Annotated in this window: 22 protein-coding genes; 5 read left to right on the forward strand and 17 right to left on the reverse strand. The window is 71.9% G+C overall.

The features are described from left to right. Positions 1 to 110 precede the first annotated feature (110 nt). Positions 111 to 1,526: a solute carrier family 23 protein gene (locus tag AB0N14_RS25045; protein ID WP_366027936.1), complete on the forward strand. Its 1,416-nt coding sequence runs from the start codon at positions 111 to 113 to the stop codon at positions 1,524 to 1,526. Here AB0N14_RS25045 and AB0N14_RS25050 read toward each other — a convergent pair. After that, entirely contained in the window at positions 1,508 to 2,626 is a 1,119-nt protein-coding gene (locus AB0N14_RS25050; protein ID WP_366027972.1) for a glycoside hydrolase family 6 protein, read from the reverse strand. The genes AB0N14_RS25045 and AB0N14_RS25050 overlap by 19 nt on opposite strands. 180 nt (positions 2,627 to 2,806) lie before the next feature. Here AB0N14_RS25050 and AB0N14_RS25055 point away from each other — a divergent pair, with 180 nt between their 5' ends. Together AB0N14_RS25055 and AB0N14_RS25060 are read left to right on the forward strand one after the other, a co-directional pair. Next, entirely contained in the window at positions 2,807 to 3,535 is a 729-nt protein-coding gene (locus tag AB0N14_RS25055) for a DUF5995 family protein (protein ID WP_366027937.1), read from the forward strand. Positions 3,536 to 3,568: 33 nt separating this feature from the next. Further along, positions 3,569 to 4,498 (forward strand): LLM class F420-dependent oxidoreductase, encoded by a 930-nt coding sequence (locus AB0N14_RS25060; protein WP_366027938.1) that lies wholly within the window; start codon positions 3,569 to 3,571, stop codon positions 4,496 to 4,498. 16 nt (positions 4,499 to 4,514) lie between these two features. Here the strand turns inward: AB0N14_RS25060 and AB0N14_RS25065 are convergent, their stop codons facing one another. Together AB0N14_RS25065 and AB0N14_RS25070 are read right to left on the reverse strand one after the other, a co-directional pair. After that, a complete protein-coding gene (locus tag AB0N14_RS25065; RefSeq protein ID WP_366027939.1) occupies positions 4,515 to 6,212 on the reverse strand; it encodes an NAD(P)/FAD-dependent oxidoreductase in 1,698 nt (565 codons plus the stop codon). A 57-nt stretch (positions 6,213 to 6,269) separates the two neighbouring features. After that, on the reverse strand, positions 6,270 to 7,058 hold the full coding sequence (locus AB0N14_RS25070; RefSeq protein ID WP_366027940.1) for a carbon-nitrogen hydrolase family protein: 789 nt from the start codon (positions 7,056 to 7,058) through the stop codon (positions 6,270 to 6,272). Positions 7,059 to 7,471: 413 nt separating this feature from the next. On the opposite strand from AB0N14_RS25070, the gene AB0N14_RS25075 reads away from it, so the two are divergent. After that, a complete protein-coding gene (locus AB0N14_RS25075) occupies positions 7,472 to 7,783 on the forward strand; it encodes a hypothetical protein (protein WP_366027941.1) in 312 nt (103 codons plus the stop codon). A gap of 6 nt (positions 7,784 to 7,789) precedes the next feature. Here the strand turns inward: AB0N14_RS25075 and AB0N14_RS25080 are convergent, their stop codons facing one another. The 9 genes from AB0N14_RS25080 to fmt all read right to left on the reverse strand — a co-directional run bounded on the left by AB0N14_RS25080 (position 7,790) and on the right by fmt (position 16,959). Next, positions 7,790 to 8,242 (reverse strand): Lrp/AsnC family transcriptional regulator, encoded by a 453-nt coding sequence (locus tag AB0N14_RS25080; protein ID WP_103845108.1) that lies wholly within the window; start codon positions 8,240 to 8,242, stop codon positions 7,790 to 7,792. Between the two features lie 10 nt (positions 8,243 to 8,252). Continuing rightward, entirely contained in the window at positions 8,253 to 9,746 is a 1,494-nt protein-coding gene (locus AB0N14_RS25085; protein ID WP_366027942.1) for an amino acid permease, read from the reverse strand. A 333-nt stretch (positions 9,747 to 10,079) separates the two neighbouring features. Then, positions 10,080 to 11,522 (reverse strand): GuaB1 family IMP dehydrogenase-related protein, encoded by a 1,443-nt coding sequence (locus AB0N14_RS25090; protein WP_366027973.1) that lies wholly within the window; start codon positions 11,520 to 11,522, stop codon positions 10,080 to 10,082. A gap of 139 nt (positions 11,523 to 11,661) precedes the next feature. Then, positions 11,662 to 11,982 (reverse strand): barstar family protein, encoded by a 321-nt coding sequence (locus AB0N14_RS25095; protein ID WP_366027943.1) that lies wholly within the window; start codon positions 11,980 to 11,982, stop codon positions 11,662 to 11,664. Next, on the reverse strand, positions 11,979 to 12,377 hold the full coding sequence (locus tag AB0N14_RS25100; RefSeq protein WP_366027944.1) for a ribonuclease domain-containing protein: 399 nt from the start codon (positions 12,375 to 12,377) through the stop codon (positions 11,979 to 11,981). Before AB0N14_RS25100 ends, AB0N14_RS25095 begins: the two co-directional genes overlap by 4 nt. Positions 12,378 to 12,417: 40 nt before the next feature. Continuing rightward, positions 12,418 to 13,461 carry a sugar-binding domain-containing protein gene (locus AB0N14_RS25105; protein ID WP_366027974.1) on the reverse strand — a complete coding sequence of 348 codons (1,044 nt, stop codon included), beginning with the start codon at positions 13,459 to 13,461 and terminating at the stop codon, positions 12,418 to 12,420. A 78-nt stretch (positions 13,462 to 13,539) separates the two neighbouring features. Next, complete coding sequence (rpe, locus tag AB0N14_RS25110; RefSeq protein ID WP_366027975.1) at positions 13,540 to 14,226, reverse strand: ribulose-phosphate 3-epimerase; 687 nt, start codon at positions 14,224 to 14,226, stop codon at positions 13,540 to 13,542. 243 nt (positions 14,227 to 14,469) lie between these two features. Next, the gene (locus AB0N14_RS25115; protein ID WP_366027945.1) at positions 14,470 to 15,888 is read right to left on the reverse strand and encodes a transcription antitermination factor NusB; all 1,419 of its coding nucleotides are present in this window, start codon (positions 15,886 to 15,888) and stop codon (positions 14,470 to 14,472) included. Positions 15,889 to 16,023: 135 nt separating this feature from the next. After that, positions 16,024 to 16,959: a methionyl-tRNA formyltransferase gene (gene fmt / locus AB0N14_RS25120; protein ID WP_366027946.1), complete on the reverse strand. Its 936-nt coding sequence runs from the start codon at positions 16,957 to 16,959 to the stop codon at positions 16,024 to 16,026. A 279-nt stretch (positions 16,960 to 17,238) separates the two neighbouring features. Here fmt and AB0N14_RS25125 point away from each other — a divergent pair, with 279 nt between their 5' ends. Next, complete coding sequence (locus tag AB0N14_RS25125) at positions 17,239 to 17,772, forward strand: hypothetical protein (RefSeq protein WP_366027947.1); 534 nt, start codon at positions 17,239 to 17,241, stop codon at positions 17,770 to 17,772. A gap of 105 nt (positions 17,773 to 17,877) precedes the next feature. Here AB0N14_RS25125 and AB0N14_RS25130 read toward each other — a convergent pair whose 3' ends face one another. From AB0N14_RS25130 to gmk, 5 genes are all read right to left on the reverse strand, one after another. Next, positions 17,878 to 20,028: a primosomal protein N' gene (locus AB0N14_RS25130; protein WP_366027948.1), complete on the reverse strand. Its 2,151-nt coding sequence runs from the start codon at positions 20,026 to 20,028 to the stop codon at positions 17,878 to 17,880. Between the two features lie 199 nt (positions 20,029 to 20,227). Continuing rightward, positions 20,228 to 21,436 (reverse strand): methionine adenosyltransferase, encoded by a 1,209-nt coding sequence (metK, locus tag AB0N14_RS25135; protein WP_366027949.1) that lies wholly within the window; start codon positions 21,434 to 21,436, stop codon positions 20,228 to 20,230. Positions 21,437 to 21,675: 239 nt separating this feature from the next. Beyond that, positions 21,676 to 22,878 (reverse strand): bifunctional phosphopantothenoylcysteine decarboxylase/phosphopantothenate--cysteine ligase CoaBC, encoded by a 1,203-nt coding sequence (coaBC, locus tag AB0N14_RS25140; RefSeq protein WP_366027950.1) that lies wholly within the window; start codon positions 22,876 to 22,878, stop codon positions 21,676 to 21,678. A 143-nt stretch (positions 22,879 to 23,021) separates the two neighbouring features. Then, positions 23,022 to 23,294: a DNA-directed RNA polymerase subunit omega gene (rpoZ, locus tag AB0N14_RS25145; RefSeq protein ID WP_200421180.1), complete on the reverse strand. Its 273-nt coding sequence runs from the start codon at positions 23,292 to 23,294 to the stop codon at positions 23,022 to 23,024. 51 nt (positions 23,295 to 23,345) lie between these two features. Continuing rightward, complete coding sequence (gmk, locus tag AB0N14_RS25150) at positions 23,346 to 23,903, reverse strand: guanylate kinase (protein WP_200421181.1); 558 nt, start codon at positions 23,901 to 23,903, stop codon at positions 23,346 to 23,348. Positions 23,904 to 23,929: the final 26 nt, after the last annotated feature.

The raw sequence follows: 23,929 nt of genomic DNA on the forward strand, positions 1-23,929 counted from the left end.
CATCCATGTGAACGCAGTTCATGAGTGGGACCGTGTGAGCGTAGGACCGCCTGGCGCCGGTGACAATGGTTCGGACAGTTCTTCATGTACAGAGAAAGAGAAGCTGCACCATGGACCTCGGCGTGCGCTGGAAGCTGCACGGTGACGGGCGCACGCCCGCGCCCGGAGCGGTCGTCCGTCCCGACGAACGCCTCTCCTGGCCCCGCACGGTCGGGCTCGGCGCCCAGCACGTCGTGGCCATGTTCGGTGCGTCCTTCGTGGCGCCCGTACTCATGGGCCTGGACCCCAACCTGGCGATCATGATGTCCGGCGTCGCCACCGCGATCTTCCTGCTGGCGACGCGCGGCCGGATACCGAGCTACCTCGGCTGTTCACTGTCCTTCGTGGGTGTCGCCGCGGTGATCCGGGCGCAGGGCGGCACCAGCGCCACCGTGACCGGCGCGGTGTTCGTCGTGGGCATCGTGCTCTTCCTCGTCGGCCTCGCGGTCCAGCGGTTCGGGGCGCGAATCATCCATGCGGCGATGCCGCCGATCGTGACCGGCGCGGTCGTGATGCTGATCGGCTTCAACCTGGCGCCGGTGACGGCGTCGACGTACTGGCCGCAGGACCAGGGGACCGCGCTGCTGGTGATGCTGTTCACCGGGCTGGCCGTGGTGTGTCTGCGCGGCTTCTGGTCCCGGATCGCGATCTTCCTCGGGCTGGTGTTCGGATACGGGATCTCCTGGCTGTTCGACCGCGTCTTCGGGAAGATCCACTCGGTGGACGCGAGCGGAAAGCTCACCGACCACTGGCGCCTGGACCTGTCGGGCGTCGGCAAGGCGGACTGGATCGGCCTGCCCCACTTCCACGGACCGTCCTTCCAGTGGTCCGCGATCCTGGTGGCCCTGCCCGTGGTGATCGCTCTGGTCGCGGAGAACGCGGGGCACGTCAAGGCGGTCGGCGAGATGACCGGCGATCCGCTGGACGACAGGCTGGGCACGGCGATCTCCGCCGACGGCGTCGCCTCCATGCTCTCGACCGCGGTCGGCGGCCCGCCCAACACGACGTACTCCGAGAACATCGGCGTGATGGCCGCCACCCGCGTCTACTCGACCGCCGCCTACTGGGCCGCGGCCGGCTTCGCCCTCCTGTTCGGGATCTGCCCCAAGTTCGGTGCGGTCGTGGCCGCGATCCCCGGCGGAGTGCTCGGCGGCATCACCGTCATCCTGTACGGCATGATCGGTCTGCTCGGCGCGCAGATCTGGCTCCACGCCAAGGTGGACCTGCGCAACCCGCTGAACCTGGTGCCGGCCGCGGCGGGCATCATCATCGGTGTCGGCAACGTCACCATGAAGTTCACCGACCACTTCTCGCTGAGCGGCATCGCACTGGGCACGCTGGTCGTCATCACCGGCTACCACGCGCTGCGGGCGTTCGCCCCCGCCCACCTCAAGGCCCAAGAGCCGCTGCTGGACTCGGGCACCTCCGCCTACGACGAGGAAGCCGACAAGGAAGCCGACGCGAAGGCTCACCGCGCCAGGTCGTAGGCGTACGACGGCGAGAACGTCCCGGGCGTCCCCTTGCAGCCGTCCGACTCGCCCGGCAGCTTCACCCACAGATAGGCGTCGATCCGGGCCTGTCCCGTACGCAGCGTCGGGGCCTGCCCGATCCTGCGGCCGGCCGGGTCGCACCACTGACCGTCGACCGGGGCGCCGTTGCGGTTGCGGCTGGTGTCGATGACGGCGCCCAGGCCCGCGCGGCCGCCGAGGCCGGCCAGCACCTGGCGGGCGTAGGCGATCTCGTCGCCGGTGCGCTGGAAGTTGGACACGTTGGTGAAGATGCCGTCGGAGCCCTGGGGCGAGCCGGCGCCCGCCCGTTCGAGGAGCGAGGCCTGTTCGGTGGCCGGGTTCCAGCCGGAGTGGCCGCCGTCGTAGTAGACCCGCGCCCGGCGGTCCGCCGCCTTCAGGACGCGACCGGCACGAGCGAGCGAGGTGAAGCGGTCGGCCTGCTGCCCCTCGGTGAGGCAGTCGGACTGGGCGACCGAGTCCGGTTCCAGGATGACGACGACCTCGCCGGAGCCGAGTCCGGCCGCGAAGGCGTCGATCCACGCGTCGTACGCGGCGAGATCCGGGGCGCCGCCCCGCGAGGCCCCGCCGCAGTCGCGGTCCGGAACGGTGCACGGCACCAGGACCGGGACGCGGCCCTCGGCAGCCGCGGCCGAGGTGACGGCCCGCACGCGCGCGGTGATCGTCGACGGTGAAGGGTCGGCGAACCAGACGGCGGCCGGGCGGTCGGCGATGCGCGACTCGATGACGGCCCACCGCGGGTCGTCGGGGTGGGTGGCGATCCAGTCGAGCACCTGCGAGTCGGGGTGACGGTAGAGCCCCACGGGCGCGACCTCGGTCCTCGGCCTGCGGGAGGGCGAGGGAGTGGGGCGGGGAGCGGTGGACGCGGCCCGGGTGGGGCTCGGGGTGGGGGACGTCTCGGGCGTTTCGGCCGGCGTCGACGACGGGACGGGCGGCGGCTGCGCGACGGCCCGGCGGGTCACGGCGGGCCGGGCCCGGTCGGTCGCGCGGCCGTCGTCGAACGCGGACATCACCCCCGCCGCGGTGCCCACCGAGGCCACCACCGACGCCACCGCCACCATGGCGGCGCGTCGCGCGGCGCGCCTGCGGGCGGCCCTCCGCTCGGCCAGCCGCCGGATGCGTAAGCCGGACACCTACCGCTCCCCCTGTCCCCCTCATGGCCCATCGGTGCCATCCCCCGTTCCGGGGAAGCCCGCGGGCCGGTGCTGCTTCGGTCGGCGTTGGGCTGGAACTCTTCCCTCATGGTGCGGTTGGAGCAGTTCACGACGGAAGTGGACACGGTCGTCACACGCATGCGCGCGCTCGGCGGGACCTGGCCGGAAGACGACGGCGTCGCGGTCTTCAACCGGGTCTACCTCGCCGTCACCGAGGAGATCGACCGGCGCCTGGACGGTGGGTACTTCGCCGACCGACGGCAGGCGGTCACGCTGGACGTCCGGTTCGCCGAGCGGTACCTGTCCGTGGCCGAAGGGGCACCGGTCCCGGCCTGCTGGCGGCCGCTGTTCCAGTTCCGGCGACATCCCGGCGTACGGCCGCTGCAGTTCGCGCTCGCGGGCATCAATGCGCACATCGGGCACGACCTGGCGCTCGCCGTCGTGGACGCCTGTCGTACTCTGCGCTGCGAACCGGCCGATGTCGAGGACGAGTTCGAGCGCGTCGGTGACGTCCTCGTCGCGCTGGAGGAGCGCATCCGCGACGACCTCATGCCCGGTCCCGACCTGCTCGAGATCGCCGACCCGCTCACCCATCTGATCGGCGCCTGGAGCCTGGAGCGGGCACGCGAGGCGGCCTGGGCGGCGGCCAGGGCCCTGTGGGCGCTGCGGGAACTGGCGGACGTGGCCGAGGAGTTCGAACGGCGCCTCGACGCCGCGGTGGGGTTCGCGAGCCGGATGCTGCTCACGCCACTGCCGCGCCGATCCGGCCATCCCTGCCTGTCGGGCAGGAACTCCCCTGAGATCGCTGTACGTTGACGCGCGCAGACCCCTTTGCGAAGGAGCACAGGCATGGCGACCCGGCTCGGACTCGGCCTTCCGCAGAACCGGCAGTACCACATCGGCAAGGACGTGCCCGACGTGGCGCGCACCGCCGAGCAGATCGGCTACGAGAGCCTGTGGGTGTACGAGCGGGCCCTGTACGCGGAGCCCGGCGGGCAGGGCCTGTACGGCATCGAGGGCCTCCCCTGGCCGGACTCGTATCGCAACGTGGCCGAGCCGCTGGTCACCCTCACCCTGGCCGCGGCGGCCACCGAGCGGGTCCGGCTCGGCTCGAGCGTGCTGGTCGCCCCGCTGCACCAGCCGTTCCAGCTGGCCAAGGCCCTGGCCTCGCTGGACGCGGCGAGCGGCGGACGGGTGATCGCCGGTTTCGGCACCGGCTGGTCCCTGGACGAGTACGCGGCCGCGGGCATCCGCCCGTTCAAGGAGCGCGGCCAGGTGCTGGAGGAGGTGATCGATGTGTGCCGCGCGGTGTGGGGCCCGGACCCGGTGCGCTACGAGGGCCGTATCACGAAGATCACCTCCGCAGTGGTCGGCCCCAAGCCCGCACGGCCGATCCCGATCCTGCTCGCCGCGGGCAGCAGGAGGGCCCTGACCCGGCTAGTCGACCACGCCGACGGCTGGCTGCCGGTGGGCATGGGCGTCGAGCAGATCGCCACCCAGTGGCAGGAACTGCAGGACCTGGCGGTCGAGCGCGGCCGTCCGGAGCCCCTCCAGACGGTCCTGCGGGCGAACGCCGAGTACCAGGCCAAGGCCTACGACGGCGCCGACCGCCGCCCCTTCCAGGGCAGCGCCGACCAGATCGTCGAGGACCTGGTCGCGCACGCGGCGATCGGTCTGGAGGAGATCCTCGTCGACCTCCAGGCCCCTTTGCGGGACGCCCAGGAGCTCAAGGACGTCGCCGCGGAGGTGTACGAGAAGGCGCGGGCGGCCGGGGTGTGACCGCCCTCGGGAGGGCTCAGTCCTCCGGGAGTTCGACGGGGGCGATCTCGTCGTACACGTCACCGGGGCCGGGGTTGGCCGGGTCGGTCGCGCCGCCGAGGTGGTGCATGACGCCCCACACGGCGTTGAGCGCGGTCTGCACGGCGCCCTCGGCCCAGCCGGCCGTCCAGGAGATGTCGTCGCCGGCGAGGAAGATGCCCCGCTTGTCGTCGGGCAGCCGGTCCTGCACGAAGTGCGTGAACAGGCGCCGCTGGTAGCGGTAGTGGCCGGGCAGGTTGGCCTTGAACGCACCCATGAAGTAGGGCTCGTTCTCCCAGGAGACCGTGACCGGGTTGCCGATGATGTGCTTCCTGATGTCGACCTTCGGGTAGATCTCGCCGAGCGACTTCAGCATGACCTCCATCCGCTCGTTGGCGGACAGCGGCAGCCACTTCAGGCTGTCGTCGCACCAGGTGTACGACAGGCAGATGACGGCGGGCTTGTCGGGTCCGTCGTCGAGCAGATACGTCCCGCGGGTCATCCGGTCGGTCAGCGTCATCGACATGACGTCGCGGCCGGTCTCTTCGTCCTTGTCGAGCCAGAACGGCCGGTCGACGGGCACGAAGAGCTTGCTGGACTCCATGTAGTGGGTACGCTCGATGGCGGTCCAGTGATCGATCGGGAAGAGGGCCTCGTCGCACTGGATCTTGGACAGCAGCATCCAGGACTGGGCGGTGAAGATCGCCGCCCGGTAGGTGCGGATGTCGCCGTTCGCGTCCGTCACCGTGATCCGGTTGCCCGTGGTGCGGTGCAGCCGCGTCACGGCGGGGCGGGGCTCGCCGTTCACGTGCAGGGACTTCAGGGAAGTCCCGTGCGGCCAGTGCACGATCTTCTCCGGCTCGCGCTCCCACAGACGCAGCGGCAGCTGCTGGGAACCGCCGACGATGCCGCGGTGGTGGTCGTCGGCCTCGGTGTACACGACCCGCAGGATCTCCAGGATGGAGTTCGGGAAGTCGGTGTCCCAGCCGCCGGTGCCGAATCCGACCTGGCCGAAGATCTCGCGGTGCCGGAAGGACTTGAAGGCCTCGGATTCGCAGAGGAAGCCGTAGAAGGTCTGGTTGTCGAGCTTCTCGACCAGCTTCGACCAGATCTCGCGGATGCGCTTGACGTCGCGCTCGCGCATGGCGCGGTTCATGTCGGAGAAGTCGGCGCCCTCCTCCAGGCACCGGTTCCAGGCGCACGCGACGTCACGGTAGACCTGCGGCAGGTCGTCGATCGTCTGGGCGTAGTGCGACTCGCCCTTGAGGTCGACGACGGTCGACGGGGTGGCCTCGGCGAGCGGGTTGGGGAACGGCCTCGTCTCCAGGCCCACCAGGTCGATGTAGTGCTGCAGGGCGGTGGAGGACGGCGGGAAGCGCATGGCGCCCATCTCGGCGGTCAGCGACGGGTCGCACCCGTCGAAGCCCACCGTCCGCAGCCGGCCGCCGATCTGATCGGCCTCGTACACGACGGGCTTGAGGCCCATCTTCATCAGCTCGTACGCGGCGACGATGCCGGACAGGCCGCCGCCGATGACGGCGACCTCGGTGCCGTGCTCGGTCGCGGGTATCTGGCCGAGGCCCGCCGGGTGGGCGAGGAAGTCGTCGTACGCGTACGGGAAGTCCGGGCCGAACATGGTGATCGGCGGCTGCTGCTCGTCTGCGTGCTCGACGGCGTTGGGCACCGTGGACGTCATGGGGTACGGACTCCTTGCGCGGAAAGAACTCGGTGGAGGCTCGGGGCAGGGCTGGGGTCAGACCAGGGACCCGTAGAGGCCGGGGCGGCGGTCCTTCAGGTACGGGTTCGCCTCGCGGGAGGCGGCGAGATGGACGGGGTCGACGTCGGCGAGGACGAGCTCCTCGACGCGGCCGGCCCTGGCTCGGGCGATCCCGTCGGGACCTGCCAGGGTGGAGAGCCCGACGAACTCGAACTCGCCCTCCTGCCCGACCCGGTTGACGTAGGCGACGTACATCTGGTTCTCGAAGGCCCGCACCGGCACGAGGGACTCGGCGACGAACTGGAACGGATGCATCTGCGCCGTGGGCACGATCAGGAGGTCGGTGCCGGCCAGGGCGTGGGCGCGGACGTTCTCCGGGAACTCGACGTCGTAGCAGATCATGATGCCGACGCGCAGACCGTCGAGTTCCGCCTGGACGACCGGCTGGTCGCCCGGGGTGAAGTGGTCGCGTTCGAAGCAGCCGAACAGGTGGGTCTTGCGGTAGTTCGCGAGGCGGGTGCCGTCGGCGGAGATCAGCTGGGCGGAGTTGAAGACCGTCTCGCCGTCCCGCTCCGGGTAACCGTAGGCGACCGCGAGACCGTGCCGGGAGGAGATCTCGGCGATCGCGTCCGCCGCGTCGCCGTCGGCGGGCTCGGCGAGGCGGGCGATGTCACCGCCGATCGCGTACCCGGTGAGGAACATCTCCGGCGCGACCAGCAGCCCGGCGCCCGCGACGGTGGCACGTCCCGCGGCCTGGTCGAGGACCTTGAGGTTCTCGCCGACCGATCCGGGATGTCCGGAGCTCTGGAGCAGGGCGGTGCGCATGCGTGTTTCTCCACCGGTACGGAAGGGGATCGGGGGTCCGTTAGACGGTACGGTCGCGCCCTTGGGCCGGACAAGAAGGAGCCGTTGCGCGCCGATGAGCGATTCGTTGCGTCCGGCGGGGACACGACGGCGATTCGTTGCGCGGCCCCCGCTCGCCTCGGCCGCGGCGCCGTTGCGCCGTTGTCACCGCTCGGGCGCTGGGGCTTCACCCCCACCACGTGGTGGGCGACCCTGCCCGTGGCGCAGCAGCACGCACTGCGGAGGGGGCCTTGTGGACGCGCTGGGTGGAAGCGTGGCGCTGCCGTACGTCGACGAGCACACGACGGTCGTAGCGGCGGAGGCCGACGCCGTGTGGTCGAGCATCGGCAACGTACTGGATCGTTCTTTCGGGGGCGGCCCGCTACGCCCGCCTGGTGGGATGCGCCGACCCCGCGGCCTCCGGCCCGCGACCGCCGGCCCAGGGGTCCACGCTGCCCGGGTTCCGGGTGGTCTGCGCCGTGCCGGGGCGGGAGCTGGTGCTCTCCGGACGCCACCGTTTCTCGTCGTACGCCCTGATCTTCCGCCTCGAACCGGCCGGTCCCGGCCGCTCGCGTCTGCGCGCCGAGACCCGAGCGCTCTTCCCCGGACTGTCCGGCGGCCTCTACCGGCGACTCGTCATCGGCACGGGCGGGCATGCGGCCGGCATGCGGCGCCTGCTGTCCGCGATCCGGCGCCGGTCCATGTGACGTGGATCAGCCGGGTGCGCCCGACGAGAAGCGGCGCAGCAGCGGGGACAGGACCAGGACCGACTTCGTCCGTTCGACGAACGGCTCGCCCGCGATGCGCTCCAGCACGCGCTCGAAGTGGCGCATGTCGGAGGCGAAGACCTGGGCGATCGCGTCCGCCTCACCCGTGACGGTGGAGGCGGCCACGACCTCCTGGTAGCGCTCCAGGCCCCGCTGGATGGTCTCCGGCGAGGTGTTGCGCCGGCAGTAGATCTCGACGAACCCCTCGGTCTCCCAGCCGAGCGCCCCCGGGTCCACCCGGACGGTGAACCCGGTGATGGCGCCGGTCGCGCGAAGCCGGTCCACGCGCCGTTTCACGGCGGGCGCGGACAGGCCGACCAACTGCCCGATGTCCGCGTAGGAGCGGCGGGCGTCCTCGGCGAGGGCGTGCACAATGCGTTCGTCGAGATCGTTCAGCAAGGCGGGTGGTTCACTTCTCCGTGACGACTTCGGTACCCGCGGGGTCCGCGGCGGCCAGCCGGGACCGCCGGTGGCCATACAGGAAGTAGAACACGAGCCCGACGGCCATCCAGACCCCGAAGACCACCCAGGTGACCGCCGAGAGGCTGCCCATCATCCACACGCACAAGGCGAAGCCGAGCGCGGGCAGCACCGGCGACAGCGGCACCCGGAAGGTGCGGGTCATGTGCGGACGGGTCCGGCGCAGCACCACGACCGCGACATTGACCAGCGCGAAGGCGAACAGCGTGCCGATGCTGGTGGCGTCGGCGAGCTGGCCGAGCGGGATCGCGGCGGCGAGCACACCGCAGAAGACGGACACGATGAGCGTGTTGGCGCGGGGCGTGCCGGTCTTCGGGTGGACCCGTGAGAACACCTTGGGGACCAGGCCGTCGCGGGACATCGCGAAGAGGATGCGGGTCTGGCCGTAGAGCACGGTCAGGACCACGCTCGCGATGGCGATGACCGCGCAGGCCGCGAGGAGGGTGCCCCAGAAGGTCTGCCCGGTGACGTCCTTCATGATCTGGGCGAGCGCGGCCTCGGAGTCGTTGAACCGGCGCCAGGGCTTCGCGCCCACGGCGACGGCCGCGACGACGACGTACAGCGCCGTGACGATGACCAGCGACAGCATGATGGCGCGCGGCAGGTCGCGCTGCGCGTTCTTCGCCTCCTCGCCGGCCGTGGAGGCGGCGTCGAAGCCGATGTAGGAGAAGAAGAGCGTGGCCCCCGCGGCGCTGACGCCGGCCATGCCGAGCGGCATGAAGTTCGCGTAGTTGCCCGAGCGGAAGCCCTGGATGCCGATCAGACAGAACAGCAGCAGCGCGGCGATCTTCACCACGACCATGATCGTGTTGGCCCGGGCGGACTCCCTGGCTCCGCCGAGCAGGAACGCCATGGCGAGCAGCACGACGATCAGCGCCGGCAGGTTGAACACGCCGCCGTCCCCGGGCGGGGCCGACAGCGCTGTGGGGATGGTGACCCCGATGGTGCCGTCCAGCAGCTCGTTGAGGTACTGGCCCCAGCCGACGGCGACGGCGGCCACCGACACGCCGTACTCGAGGACCAGGCACCAGCCGCAGATCCAGGCGATCAGCTCGCCCATCGTTGCGTATGCGTACGAGTAGGAGGACCCGGAGACGGGGATCGTGCCCGCCAGCTCGGCGTACGACAGGGCGGAGAAGAGGGCGGTGAGACCGGCGATCACGAAGGAGAGGGTGACGGCGGGTCCGGCCTTCGGCACGGCCTCGCCGAGGACCACGAAGATGCCGGTGCCGAGCGTGGCACCGATGCTGATCATGGTGAGCTGCCACAGCCCGAGGGACCGCCGCAGGGTCCCTCCCTCGCCCTGGCCACCCTCGGCGACCAGGTGTTCCACCGGCTTGCGGCGCATCAGACGCGCGCCGAGGCCGGGGACGGCGGGGGCTGGATGACTGCGGGACTGCGGGGGTGCGCCTTGGTCGAGCACGCGTGGGCTCCTTATCGCTGCCGGTCAAGGGGGCGGGCGGGACCGGCGGCACCCCAAGGGGGCGGGGACCGCCGAGCGGGGTCCTCGCCACGCCACGTACAGCGCAGACCCTATGAGTCGCCCCTTCACGGGCGTAATGCAGCAACCTTGCGCATCTCCGCAAGATCGTTGCGTTCATCGCACGTTCGCGCGTATTTGTTGCGCTGGCCGTTTCGATGGTTGCGCCCGCCTGCTGGACGCCACCGCTCACGACTCCGGGTCCCGGCCGGGACACGCCGAGGCCCCCGCTCTCCCACCGAGGGGACACCAGGGGCCGCGCGCAAGGGAGTTGTGTCAGCTCCAGCTGGCGTGCAGCGGCTTGCCCTCCGCATAGCCCGCCGCGCTCTGGATGCCGACGACGGCCCGCTCCGCGAACTCCTCCAGGGAGCCTGCACCGGCGTAGGTGCAGGAGGAGCGAACGCCCGCGATGACCGAGTCGATCAGGTCCTCGACGCCCGGGCGGGCCGGGTCGAGGAACATCCGGGACGTCGAGATGCCCTCCTCGAACAACCCCTTGCGGGCGCGGTCGTACGGGGACTCCTCCGACGTGCGGTTGCGGACCGCGCGCGCCGAGGCCATGCCGAACGACTCCTTGTACAGCCGGCCGTTCGCGTCCTGCTGGAGGTCGCCGGGCGACTCGTACGTGCCCGCGAACCAGGAGCCGATCATCACGTTGGACGCGCCCGCTGCCAGCGCCATCGCGACATCCCGCGGGTGGCGGACACCGCCGTCGGCCCACACGTGCTTGCCGTACTTCTTCGCCTCGGCGGCGCACTCCAGGACGGCCGAGAACTGCGGGCGGCCGACGCCGGTCATCATGCGCGTGGTGCACATGGCACCGGGGCCCACACCGACCTTGACGATGTCCGCTCCGGCCTCGATCAGGTCACGCACGCCCTCGGCGGCGACGATGTTGCCCGCCACGAGCGGAACCTGCGGGTCCAGCGCCCGTACCGCCCTCAGGGTGTTGATCATCGACTCCTGATGGCCGTGCGCGGTGTCGATGACCAGTGTGTCGACGCCCGCGTCGAGCAGCTGCTTGGCCTTGCCGACCGCGTCGCCGTTGATGCCGACGGCGGCGGCGATGCGCAGCCTGCCGTGCGCGTCGGTGGCCGGCGTGTAGAGCGTGGCCCGCAGGGCGCCCTTGCGGGTGAGGATGCCGGCGAGCTTTCCGTCCTCGTCCACGGCGGGCGCGTAGCGGCGGTTGGCGGTGTCGAGGACGTTGAAGGCCTCTCGCGGGTCGATCCCGGCGTCGAGCAGCAGCAGGTCCTTGGACATGACCACTTCGAGCTGGGTGAAGCGGTCCACGCCGGAGAGGTCGGCGTCCGTGACCACGCCGACCGGCCGGTGCTCCTCGTCGACGACCACACCCGCGTTGTGCGCACGCTTCGGCAGCAGCGAAAGGGCGTCGGCGACGGTCTGGTGCGGGGCCAGCACGATCGGGGTGTCCAGCACCAGATGGCGGCCCTTGACCCAGGAGATGACCTCGGTGACCACGTCGATCGGGATGTCCTGCGGTATGACGACCAGGCCGCCGCGCCGGGCCACCGTCTCCGCCATGCGGCGGCCGGCGATGGCGGTCATGTTGGCGATGACGATCGGGATGGTCGTGCCCGTGCCGTCCGGGGAGGCGAGGTCCACGTCCTGGCGGGAGCCGACGGAGGAGCGGCTCGGCACCATGAAGACGTCGTCGTAGGTCAGGTCATAGGCAGGCTGGATGTCATTGAGGAAACGCACGTGCTGCACATCCCAGTCGATCAGAGGTGGCCCCCGGACAGGTCAGCCAGGGGGAAGAGCACGTACTTCATTCTCCCATGACGGGCGCCCCACGAACCCCGGGTGAATCATCCAGGCAGGTCAGAGGGGCCTTGTGGGTTCATCCAAGCGTCAGCGCCACGGACAGGCCCGGCATCTGGTCCGCCGCCTCGGTGAACACCTCCCGGGCTGTCTCCCACTCCTCGGGGCACGCCCTCGCGTACTCCTCCCAGCCGCGTACGACGAGCAGCAGGCCCCGCTCGACGGCCGGCTCGGGCCAGACGGTGTCGTCGGTGAGCGAGTCGGCGAGCGCGTCCCAGTTGCGGCCGAACCAGTACGGCAGGTCCAGGGCGCGCACGACCCGCTCCATGAACGCCGCCTTGTCGGCGACACCGTCCAGATCCAGCGTGACCAGGAACCGTTCCGCCAGGTCGTCGGTCATCTCAGCACCGCCCGGAACGTGTCGTAATGATCGTCGGTGTAGTAGGTCTCCCCGCCCTGCCCGGTGACGATGCGCCGGGCTCCGCGGTCGAGCGCGCCGGGGGTCGGCACCGTGTACTCCTGGTAGTAGCCGCGCGGGTGCGCGGGCAGCCGGTGCTCGAAGTTGCCGAAGACGGTGCCGTCCTGCGCGTAGGGATAGGGGCCGCCTTTGTCGATGAGGGCGAGGGTGTGCCGGGCCTCGGCGGGGAGCCGGTTCTCCTTGGCCGTGGCCATGTGCCCGGCCCATGACGGGGCGGGCGCGCGGGTGCCGGTGTCCGTGGCCGAGCACCCGGTGAGCAGGACGGTCAGACAGACGAGGAACCCTGCGAGCAGGCGGGGGACCGACCGCGGCAGCATGATGCCGATGCTGCCACAGCCGCCCCGCCGGGAGGTCCTGTCAGGGCCCGTCCGGGTCCGCCCGATTCAGCGCGGGCGTCGGCGTCGGGCCCGCCGTCATCAGGTAGTCCGCCGCCGCCGTGTCCGTCACGAGGCTGGTGACGAGCCCGGAGCGCAGCACCGCGTCGATCGCGGCCGCCTTGCGCTGCCCGCCCGCGATCGCGACGACCTCGGGGATATGGCGGAGCTGGTCCGCCTTGACGGTGATGCACCGCTCCCCCAGGTCCCGTCCGACTCTGCGGCCCTCGGCGTCGAAGAGGTGCGCGGCCATCTCGGCGGCGACACCGAGGGAGGCGTAGTGGGCGCGCTCCTCCTCGGTGAGCATGTCGTGCACCGTGGAGATACCGGGCTCCCAGGAGCCGATGGAGACACAGGCGACCGTCACCTTGTCGAAGTACTCGAAGGCGCGGGCGATCCCCGTCTGGTTGCGCAGGGCCGCCGCGGTCGCCGCGTCCGGGAGCAGCATCGGCGCGTAGATGGGGTGGGCGTCGCCGCCCGAGACCTGCGCGGCACGGCGCACGGCCTCCACCGAGCCGCGCTCGGAGGTCCCGGCGTCGTACACGCCCGTCAGCTGCACCACCGTGCACGGTGGCAGCCGGTCGAGGGCCGCCGCCATGTGGATGGTGGAGCGGCCCCAGGCCAGGCCCAGCACGTCCCCCTCGGTGACCAGCTCGCCGAGCAGGTCGGCGGCCACCTCGCCGAGGTTCTCGGGGTCGGGCGACTCCTCGGCCTCGGCCGGGGACTCGACCACGACGGCGTGCCTGAGGCCGTAGCGGGCGCGCAGCGCGTCGGAGCGCTCGGCGTCCAGCTCGGCCGGCACACGGATCTCGATGCGCACGAGATCCCGTTCGAGGGCGGTCTCCAGGACCCTGGCCACCTTGAAGCGGCTGACGCCGAACTCCTCGGCGATCTGGATCTTGGACTTGCCCTCGAGGTAGAAGCGGCGGGCCATGGCCGCCGCCTGCACCAGCTCAGCGGGTCCCATCCGCATGGCTGACCGGCCCGCCGACATACCCGACACGGCCATCTCCTCACTGCTGTTCACACTCTGCATTCGCCGTTCATCCTTGCAGATCCGGCGTAGACGATCAGCCTGGACGGTCGGCGTTCAGGTTCCGTTGTCTCACTCGTCGCACGCCCATGACGCCCGGGCCGTGGCCCGCTCCGCCTGGGTGCGCAATGCACGTACCGCGGCGGACGGGTCGGCCGCCCCGTACACCGCCGAGCCGGCCACGAAGACGTCCGCTCCCGCCTCCGCGCACTGTTCGATGGTGGAGGCCGAGACACCGCCGTCGACCTGCAGCCACAGCTCCAGACCGTGCTTGCTGATCAGCTCACGGGTGCGGCGGATCTTGGGCAGCATGATGTCCAGGAAGGCCTGGCCGCCGAATCCGGGCTCGACCGTCATGATCAGCAGCATGTCCAGCTCGGGCAGCAGGTCCTCGTACGGCTCGATGGGCGTCGCGGGCTTGAGGGCCATGGAGGCCCGGGCGCCCTTGGCGCGGATCTCGCGGGCGAGCCGCACCGGGGCCGCGGCCGCTTCGACGTGGAAGGTGACGGAGGAAGCGCCCGCTTCTACGTACTGGGGTGCCCACCGATCGGCGTCCTCGATCATCAGATGGCAGTCCAGCGGGGTGTCCGTCGACCGGGCCAGGGACTCCACGACCGGCACGCCGAGCGTGAGGTTGGGGACGAAATGGCTGTCCATCACGTCGACGTGGAGCCAGTCGGCGCCCTCCACGGCCTTCGCCTCCTCGGCGAGGCGGGCGAAGTCGGCGGACAGGATGCTGGGGTTGATCTGCACGGCCATGCCCCAAGCCTGCCATGCCCTGCCCCGGTTGCTCGCGCCGGTACCCGGCCAGAACGCATCGCTCCGCGCCGCGTGCCCGGACGGCGCGGCCACCGTCATGTTCGGCCGCACCGCCAGGGACCCACCAGCACGGTCCCGCACCACATCACCGGGCCGGTCGGGCAGGCCCAGCCGCTCCTCACCGTCCACCCGCATCCGAATCGTCGAGTTCGGGCCCGGCGAGCGGCACGGGCCGTCGCGCGTTCAGCCGGTGCGGCGGATGAGGGCCAGGTACATCGCGTCCGTGCCGTGCAGATGCGGCCAGAGCTGGATGTCGGGGCCGTCGCCCAGGTCCGGCACGCCGGGCAGCAGCGGCCGGGCATCGATGAGTTCGGCGTCGCGGTACTGCTTGAGGACGTCGTCGACCACCGCGCGGGTCTCGGCCAGGTGCGGCGAGCAGGTGGCGTAGCCGACGACGCCTCCGACCCGTACGGACTCCAGGGCCGTGCGCAGCAGGGAGCGCTGCAGCGGGGCGAACCCGTCGAGGTCCTCGGGCCGACGGCGCCAGCGCGCCTCGGGGCGGCGGCGTAGGGCGCCGAGGCCCGTGCAGGGCACGTCCATCAGGACCCGGTCGAAAGTGCCGGGCCGCCACGGCGGCCGTGTGCCGTCGGCCGCGACGACCTGGTACGGGCCGGAATTCCCGGCCAGCGCCTTCGCCACCAGACCGGCCCGGTGCGGCTGCTTCTCGGAGGCCAGCAGCACGGCTCCGCGCTCGGCGGCGAGGGCGGCGAGCAAGGCGGCCTTGCCGCCGGGCCCGGCGCACCCGTCCAGCCAGGCCCGGTCGGGCCCGTCGAGGGGCGCGCCCGCGAGGGCGAGCGCGACGAGCTGGCTGCCCTCGTCCTGGACACCCGCACGGCCCTCGCGTACGGCCTCCACCGAGCCGGGCTCGCCGCCCTCGGTGAGCCGGACGGCGTACGGCGACCAGCGGCCCGGCAGCGCGGCGGGCTCGCTGAGGAGTTCCTCGGTGGTGGAGCGGCCGGGCCGGGCGACGAGGGTGACCTCGGGACGTTCGTTGTCCGCCGCGAGGAGTTCCTCGATGCCGGCGCGTCCGCCGCCGAGGGAGTCCCACAGGGCGGAGACGACCCAGCGCGGGTGCGAGTGCACGACGGCGAGGTGGTCCTCGGGGTCGTCGTCGTACGGGGGTGCCACCCGCTCAAGCCAGGCGTCCAGGTCGTCCTGGGCGACCTTGCGCAGAACGGCGTTGACGAACTTGGCCCGCCCGTCGCCGAGCACCACGCGCGCCAGCTCGACGGTCGCGGACACCGCGGCGTGGGTGGGGATCCGCGTACCGAGCAGCTGGTGGACGCCGAGGCTCAGCACGTCCAGCACGGGCGGGTCGACGTCGCGCAGCGGCCGGTCGACGCAGGCGGAGAGTATGGCGTCGTACGTGCCCTGCCGACGCAGTGTCCCGTACACCAGCTCGGTGGCGAGCGCCGCGTCCCGCCCGTCGATGTCGCCCTTCTCCCGCGCTTTGCGCAGCAGCGGCGGCAGGACGAGGTTGGCGTACGCGTCCCGTTCGTCCACCGCCCGCAGGGCGTCGAAGGCGAGGATGCGGACGGGGTCCTTCTTGGGCCGGCGATAGGGCTTGCCGGGCTTGCGGGGACGGCGGGACTGCTCGGTCACGAAAAAGGTGCTCCGGTTGTGGGACGGCGTGCGCTTACAGCGTACGTCCGCGGAATATCGGGCCGACGCAGAGGTCGGCGGGGTCTGCCGCCAGGGGGTGTCCGACCATTCGCGTCGCGTCCCCGGCGGGCTTCGTCAGACACCCCCCAGGGTCTCCGCGGCGCCGATCCGCACCCCGCGCGCCCAGTCCGCGGCCTTCATCGGCTTCTTGCCCTGGGCCTGCACCCACACCAGTTCGACCGCGTGCGAACCGGTGCCGACGTACACGTTGTCCTTGCCGACCGACAGCCGCCCGGGTGCGAGGTCCGTCACCTCGGGCCGGGGCGTGACCTGGATGAGCTTGAGCCGTTCGCCGCGGAAGGTGGTCCAGGCGCCGGGCGCGGGTGTGCAGGCGCGCACCACGCGGTCGACGCGCAGCGCGGGCGCGGACCAGTCGACCTGCGCGTCCTCGACGGTGATCTTCGGGGCGAGCGTGACGCCCTCGGCGGGCTGTGGCACGGCCTTGAGGGTGCCGTCCTCGATGCCGTCCATGGTGGCCTCGAGGAGTCCGGCGCCGGCGAAGGCGAGCCGGGTGAGCAGGTCGCCGCTGGTGTCGGTGGGCCGGATCCGCTCGGTGACGGTGCCGTAGACGGGACCGGAGTCCAGGCCCTCCTCGATGAGGAAGGTGGAGGCACCGGTGATCTCGTCGCCCGCCATGATGGAGTGCTGCACGGGGGCGGCGCCGCGCCAGGCGGGCAGCAGGGAGAAGTGCAGGTTGACCCAGCCGTGGGCGGGGACGTCGAGGGCGACACGGGGCAGGAGCGCGCCATAGGCGACGACGGGGCAGCAGTCGGGCGCGATCTCCCGGAGGCGTGCGAGGAAGTCCTCGTCCCGGGGCCTGTTCGGCTTGAGGACCTCGATGCCGGCCTCCTCCGCCCGCTCGGCGACGGGACTGGCGACGAGCCTGCGCCCGCGCCCGGCCGGTGCGTCGGGCCGGGTGACGACGGCGGCCACCTCGTGCCGGCCCGACGCGATCAGAGCGTCCAGCGCGGGAACGGCGACCTCGGGGGTACCTGCGAAGACGAGCTTCATGGGTGGGTGACGGCCTCTCGGGCGGGAGTTCTGACGGACCCACAGGTCCCGGCCGGACCGGGCCTGCGGGCGGCCCACCAGTCTAGGACGTGGCGGGGCGCGCCCGGCCGCAGGCGGGGGCTCGCAGCGCACGCCATCCGCCGGGGGCGTACGCATATGCTCTTACGCCCCCGCAGCGTGACCACAGGCCCGAATGCGCGTTGGTCAAGAAAGAGTTGACCACAAGCGGGCCGCTGTAGCGGCCCGATCCTTTTCAACGCCGGTTCGAGAGGCTTGTTCATGGCCGACCACGCAACCCACGACGCCCAGGCCCGGGCCAGCCTGCACTTGCTGGTGCGGGACATCGAGCGGGTCCGCCGGCAGGTGGACGCACTGCGCACCCTCACCGCCCAGTTGGGCAATGTCTACCGCCCGCGGCGCTCCGGCCCGTCCACGGGCTTCGTCGTCTACGGACGCGCTCCCGCCCCGACCGTCCGTCTCGCCCAGGAGCTGCGGGACAGTGTCGAGACCCTGGTCACCGCGGCCGTGGACTTCGACCGCTCGCTCGGCTTCTCGTGGGACGCCGTGGGTTCCGCGCTCGGAGTCACCAAGCAGGCGGTCCACCGCCGTTACGGCGCCCGCCGTGCCGCCGCGCAGGCGGCCGCCGAGTCCGACCGCGCGGCGGATCCCTCCGGTACCCGCACGATCAACGTGGGCTCGGGTATCCCCACGGTGCCCGCGGCCCGCTCGATGCCGACCCAGCCGACGGCGGGCAGCCCCACTCTCCGCGACGAGGCGAGGCCGACCGCCTTCCCCGGACCGCGCAACGGCTGAGGCCGCCCCTTCTGCTCTGCCTCCCGGCCGCACCGGGAGGCCGTCCCGCCCCGCGCCGCCCGACCGGTCGGCTCCGTCCCCGGTGCCCCTGCCCGATGGCGGCCGTCACCCGATGTCCGGCGGATCGATCCGGATCCGCACCGCGTCGCCGCCGGCCCGTGCCGTCCGAGTGGCCAGCGCGGTCTTCAGGGCGGTCGCCAGTGCGGCCCCGCTCCCAGGCGGTACGCGGACCAGTGCCTGCTCCCAGCTCTCCCCCGGCGGCGGCCCCCCGACCTTGCGGGGCCGCCCGGCTTCGGTGACCGGCAGCGGGACGGGTCCCAACACCTCGGCGGCGGGCGGGAGGCGGGCGCCCGCGAGGAAGTCCGCGACGGCCTCGGCCGGTCCCGACACCGCCGCCATCCGCGACACCGGTGGGAATCCCAGCTCCGCCCGCTCGGCCAGTTCGCGCACCGCGTGCCCGACGGGATCCCACCGGACGAGCGCCTGCACGGGCCTTTGCGTCGGCTCGGCGACGATCACGACCGTGCCGCCCACGGACTGCGGCCTCACCAGCGCGCTCGCGCCGATCCACCGCCGCAGAGCGTCCTCGCCCGCCCGCAGATCGGGCCGCCCCAGCATGGCCCATCCGTCCAGGAGCAGCGCCGCCGCGTACCCGCCCTCGGCGACGGGCTCGGCCCCCGGGGTGCTGACGACCAGGGCCGGTGTCCCCGGCACCGTGTCCAGCACCTGCTCGCGCCCCGAAGTCCGTACCGGAACGGCCGGGAAGGCCCGCCCCAGCTCCTCGGCGGTCCGCCGCGCCCCCACGATCTGGGCCCGCAGCCGGAATCCCCCGCACTCCGGACAGTGCCAGGCGCTCTCCTCCCGTCCGCACCAGCCGCACCTCAGCTCCCCGGCCTCCTGGCCCGCCAGCGGCCCGGCGCAGTGCCGGCAGCGCGCGGGGGCCCGGCACTGCGCGCAGGCCATCCGGGGCACATAGCCGCGCCGGGGCACCTGCACCAGAACCGGTCCGTGCCGCAGTCCCTCCCGTGCGACCTCCCAGGCGAGCGTGGGCAGTCGAGCGGCCCGCGCCGCCTCGTCGCGTGCGAGGTCCCCGTCGCCCACCGTCCGTACGAGCGGTGCGGTGGCGCGCACCTGCTCGCGGTCGGCGACCAGCGGTGCGGCCCATCCGCTCTCCACGAGCTGGGCGGCCTCCACGGTGCAGGTCCAGCTCCCCAGCAGGAAGCCGCACTTCTCGCGGGTGGCGCGCAGCTCCAGCACCTCGCGGACATGGGGGAAGGGGGCGTGGTCGTCGCTGTGACTGGCGTCCCCGTCGTCCCACACGACGACGAGCCCCAGGTTCCGCACGGGCGCGAACATGGCGGCCCGTGTCCCGACGACGGCCCGTACGGCCCCCCGGCGCACGGCGAGCCACTCCCGGTACCGTCGCTCCTGTCCGGCGTCGGCGGTCAGCACCGCATGCTGCCCCTCACCGATCAGCTCCCGCAGCGCGGTGTCGACCCGTGCCACGGCCCGCCCCGCGGGCACGACGACCAGGGCGCCCCGCCCGGAGGCGAGCGTGGCCTGCACGGCCCGGGCGATCTCCTGCGCCCACTGGGGCCCCGGCAGGGCGGTCCACACGGCCCGGGGCACGCCGCCGGCGGCCAGCGAGCGCAGGAAGTCCGCGCCCCGGCCGTACCGCCGCCACGATCCCGGATCCGGTGCGGACGGGGGCGCCGGCGGCGTGCCCGGCTCAGCGGCCTCCGCGCGCGCGTGCCGTGGCGGGACCGCGAGCTGGAGTACGTCCGCGAGGCTGCCGGCATAACGGTCGGCAACGGCGCGGGCGAGGTCCAGCAGCTCGGGCGAGAGGACGGGCTCGGGTGACACGACCTGCGCCAGCGCCGCGAGGGGCCCCGCGTAGTCGGACTCGGCCACCCGCTCGACCAGAAACCCGTCGATGAGCCCGCCGCCCTCGCGCCGCCCATCCCGCACCGTGCGCCCGCCGGCCCCGAACCGCACCCGGACCCTGATCCCGGGCCGGGCGACGGCGTCCAGCTCCTCCGGCACGGCGTAGTCGAAGTAGCGGTCCAGATGCAGCACGCCCTTGTCGACCACCACCCGCGCGACGGGCAGGTCCTTGGCCAGCGAGGCCCCCCGCCAGGTCCGCGGCTTGGCCCGGGGCACCTTGGCCTTGCGCACCGCGTCCCGCAGCAGGGCAAGCTGCTCGGGCGGTGCGGCGTCCGACCCGCCCGCCCGCTGCTGCCCGTTCTCGCTGCTCACGCTTGCATTCTTACCAAACGCCACTGACACCGACGTCCGCCGAGACGACTCCGCCCGCGCAGGGCCTGTCTTTTGCATCAGGCCGGCTGCAAAGACAGGCCCCTAGGCCCCTGAGCCCGCTCTGCCGGGCCGTTTGCACGCGCCGAGGCCCGGCCACACCGAAGGGTGGCCGGGCCTCGTGACAACCGTGCTGGAGGGCTTACAGACCCGCCGTCTTGCGCAGGGCCTCCACCCGGTCCGTGCGCTCCCAGGTGAAGTCGGGCAGCTCGCGGCCGAAGTGCCCGTACGCCGCGGTCTGGGAGTAGATGGGACGGAGCAGGTCGAGGTCGCGGATGATCGCGGCCGGGCGGAGGTCGAAGACCTCGGTGATCGCCTGCTCGATCTTCTCGGCGTCGACCTTGGCCGTGCCGAAGGTCTCCACGAACAGGCCCACCGGCTCGGCCTTGCCGATCGCGTACGCCACCTGCACCTCGCAGCGGGAGGCCAGGCCCGCGGCGACCACGTTCTTGGCGACCCAGCGCATCGCGTACGCGGCCGAGCGGTCCACCTTGGACGGGTCCTTGCCGGAGAACGCGCCGCCGCCGTGGCGAGCCATGCCGCCGTACGTGTCGATGATGATCTTCCGCCCGGTCAGGCCCGCGTCACCCATCGGGCCGCCGATCTCGAAGCGGCCGGTGGGGTTGACCAGCAGACGGTAGCCGTCGGTCTCGAGCTTGATGCCGTCGTCCAGCAGCGCCTTCAGCTCCGGCTCGACCACGAATTCGCGGATGTCGGGGGCCAGCAGCGAGTCCAGGTCGATGTCGCTCGCGTGCTGCGAGGAGACGACCACCGTGTCCAGACGGACCGCCTTGTCACCGTCGTACTCGATGGTGACCTGCGTCTTGCCGTCCGGGCGCAGGTAGGGGATCGTCCCGTTCTTGCGGACGTCGGACAGGCGCTTGGACAGGCGGTGCGCCAGGAAGATCGGCAGCGGCATCAGCGTCGGCGTCTCGTCCGACGCGTAGCCGAACATCAGGCCCTGGTCACCGGCGCCCTGCCGGTCCAGCTCGTCGTCGTCGCCCTCGACACGGGTCTCGTACGCCGTGTCCACACCCTGCGCGATGTCCGGGGACTGCGCGCCGATCGACACCGACACACCACAGGACGCGCCGTCGAAGCCTTTCTTCGACGAGTCGTAGCCGATCTCGAGGATCTTGTTGCGGACCAGCGTCGCGATGTCCGCGTACGCCTTGGTCGTGACCTCACCGGCCACGTGCACCAGGCCGGTCGTGATCAGCGTCTCCACGGCGACCCGGGACGTCGGGTCCTCACGCAGAAGCGCGTCAAGAATGGTGTCGCTGATCTGGTCAGCGATCTTGTCGGGGTGGCCCTCGGTCACGGACTCCGAGGTGAACAGGCGACGGGACACAACGCTCCCTGGGGTTGCAGCGGCTGCTGGCTGATCATGGGCGGACGGGACGGGGGCTGCGCCCGGCGTCGTCCGAGAAACAGTTTATCGGTCGCGCTCTGCCACCGGCCCAGGTGTCTCGCCTCTCGGGAGCCCTGTGACCTGCGGCACGGGCATTCTGCCGAATGCCCAGCGCGGTTTCCAGGGTCGCCACGCGCCAATGTCCGGGGCTTGAACGAGCCGTGAAGTGCAGGACATCTTCAGGTGAGGCGGTGGGAGACGAGGTCCCACACCGTCTCGGCGAGGGCCTCCTTGGGCCCGTACGGCACCGGGGTCTCGCTGCCGTCGGCGCCCAGCACGACCGCCTCGTTCTCCTCGGAGCCGAAGGTCTTGCGCTCCCCCACCTCGTTCACCACGAGCAGGTCGCAGCCCTTGCGCGCCAGCTTCGCCCGGCCGTTCGCCAGCACGTCGTCGGTCTCCGCGGCGAAACCGACGACGATCTGCTCCGGGCGGGCGCGGTCGGCCGAGATCTCCGCCAGGATGTCGGGATTCCTGACCAGGGTGATGGGCTTCGGGTCCTGCCCGTCCTTCTTCTTGATCTTCCCCGGTGCGTAGGTCGCCGGGCGGAAGTCCGCCACCGCCGCCGCCATCACGACGGCGTCGGCGTCCGCGGCCGCCTTGAGGACCGCCTCGCGCAGCTGCACCGCGGTCTCCACCGGTATGACGTCGACTCCGGCCGGGTCGGGCAGACCCGTGTTCGCGGCGATCAGGGTGACGCGGGCGCCCCGGGCCGCAGCCGTGCGCGCGAGGGCGTAGCCCTGCTTGCCGGAGGAGCGGTTGCCGAGGAAGCGGACGGGGTCGAGGGGCTCACGGGTGCCGCCGGCGCTGACGACGACGTGCCGCCCCGCGAGGTCGGGCTCGCTGACGCCTCGGGCGAGCACCCGGCGGCAGATCTCGAAGATCTCGGCCGGTTCGGGCAGTCGGCCCTTGCCGGTGTCGACGCCGGTCAGCCGGCCGACCGCCGGTTCGATGACGACGGCGCCGCGGCGGCGCAGCGTCGCCACGTTCTCCTGTGTGGCCGGGTGCTCCCACATCTCCGTGTGCATGGCCGGGGCGAAGACGACCGGGCAGCGGGCGGTCAGGAGCGTGTTGGTGAGGAGGTCGTCGGCGAGGCCGTGGGCGGCCTTGGCGAGCGTGTCGGCGGTGGCCGGGGCGACCACCACCAGGTCGGCGCTCTGGCCGATGCGGACGTGCGCGACCTCGTGGACGTCGTCCCAGACCTCCGTGGAGACCGGGTTGCCGGAGAGGGCGGACCAGGTGGCGGCGCCAACGAAATGCAGCGCGGAGGCGGTCGGCACGACGCGGACGTCATGCCCGGACTCGGTCAGTCTGCGCAGCAGCTCACACGCCTTGTACGCGGCGATGCCGCCACTGACCCCCAGAACGACCTTCGGCTTGCCCACCGGACCTCCCCGCACTCGACACCTGTACGCCGCGGCTCATCGGCGTACGCGTCTATGAGACACCACAGGCCCGACAGTCGCGCTGCCGGGCCTGTGGAAAAACCTACTGCGATCAGTAGATACTACTTATCGTCACCGCATGGTCACTGGGCCGGGCCCTCGACGGACTCGGAGGTCAGCAGACCCGCGTTGATCTCGCGCAGAGCGATCGAGAGCGGCTTCTCGTGGACGTGGGTGTCCACGAGCGGACCGACGTACTCGAGGAGGCCCTCACCGAGCTGCGAGTAGTACGCGTTGATCTGGCGGGCCCGCTTGGCCGCGTAGATCACGAGGCTGTACTTCGAGTCGGTGGCCTCGAGGAGCTCGTCGATCGGCGGGTTGATGATGCCCTCGGGCGCGGTGATGGAAGAGGACACGCTCTACCTTCCGAAAGATGGGAAAGATCAGACCTGATCACACAACCCTGATCACACAACGTTCATCAAGGCTAGCAGCTCGCGCGCCACGTCCTCGACCGAGGTGTTGACCAGGGTCTCGTCGAACTCGGGCTCGGCCGCCAGCTCCGTCTTGGCCGCCTCCAAGCGGCGCTCGATGACCTCGGGCGGCTCGGTGCCCCGCCCGGTGAGTCTGCGCACCAGCTCCTCCCAGGAGGGAGGAGCCAGGAACACGAGCTGTGCCTCGGGCATGGACTCGCGGACCTGCCGGGCACCCTGGAGGTCGATCTCCAGCAGGACCGGCACCCCGGCCTCGAGGTGCTCGATCACGGCGGCCCGCGGCGTCCCGTAGCGGTTGCCGGCGAACTCGGCCCACTCCAGCAGCTCGCCGTTGGCGATCAGCTTGTCCATCTCGTCGTCGGTGACGAAGAAGTAGTGGACTCCGTGCCGTTCACCGGGGCGGGGCGCGCGGGTCGTCGCCGACACCGAGAGCCAGACCTCGGGGTGTTCCTTGCGCATATGGGCGACGACCGTGCTCTTGCCGACCCCCGAGGGGCCGGAGAGCACGGTCAGCCGCGGACGTTCACTCATGCAGCGATTATCCCAGCAATCCCGGA

The organism is Streptomyces sp. NPDC051104 (genome assembly GCF_040682835.1).
Classification (GTDB): Bacteria; Actinomycetota; Actinomycetes; order Streptomycetales; family Streptomycetaceae; genus Streptomyces; species Streptomyces cynarae.

Excerpts from the sequence above, each read along its gene's own strand:
- fmt (WP_366027946.1), bottom strand. The coding sequence starts at position 16,959 with ATGAAGCTCGTCTTCGCAGGTACCCCCGAGGTCGCCGTTCCCGCGCTG.
- AB0N14_RS25050 (WP_366027972.1), bottom strand. The coding sequence starts at position 2,626 with ATGGTGGCGGTGGCGTCGGTGGTGGCCTCGGTGGGCACCGCGGCGGGG.
- AB0N14_RS25045 (WP_366027936.1), top strand. The coding sequence starts at position 111 with ATGGACCTCGGCGTGCGCTGGAAGCTGCACGGTGACGGGCGCACGCCC.
- AB0N14_RS25060 (WP_366027938.1), top strand. The coding sequence starts at position 3,569 with ATGGCGACCCGGCTCGGACTCGGCCTTCCGCAGAACCGGCAGTACCAC.
- AB0N14_RS25055 (WP_366027937.1), top strand. The coding sequence starts at position 2,807 with ATGGTGCGGTTGGAGCAGTTCACGACGGAAGTGGACACGGTCGTCACA.
- AB0N14_RS25100 (WP_366027944.1), bottom strand. The coding sequence starts at position 12,377 with ATGCTGCCGCGGTCGGTCCCCCGCCTGCTCGCAGGGTTCCTCGTCTGT.
- rpe (WP_366027975.1), bottom strand. The coding sequence starts at position 14,226 with ATGGCCGTGCAGATCAACCCCAGCATCCTGTCCGCCGACTTCGCCCGC.
- AB0N14_RS25125 (WP_366027947.1), top strand. The coding sequence starts at position 17,239 with ATGGCCGACCACGCAACCCACGACGCCCAGGCCCGGGCCAGCCTGCAC.
- AB0N14_RS25070 (WP_366027940.1), bottom strand. The coding sequence starts at position 7,058 with ATGCGCACCGCCCTGCTCCAGAGCTCCGGACATCCCGGATCGGTCGGC.
- gmk (WP_200421181.1), bottom strand. The coding sequence starts at position 23,903 with ATGAGTGAACGTCCGCGGCTGACCGTGCTCTCCGGCCCCTCGGGGGTC.
- AB0N14_RS25095 (WP_366027943.1), bottom strand. The coding sequence starts at position 11,982 with ATGACCGACGACCTGGCGGAACGGTTCCTGGTCACGCTGGATCTGGAC.
- AB0N14_RS25065 (WP_366027939.1), bottom strand. The coding sequence starts at position 6,212 with ATGACGTCCACGGTGCCCAACGCCGTCGAGCACGCAGACGAGCAGCAG.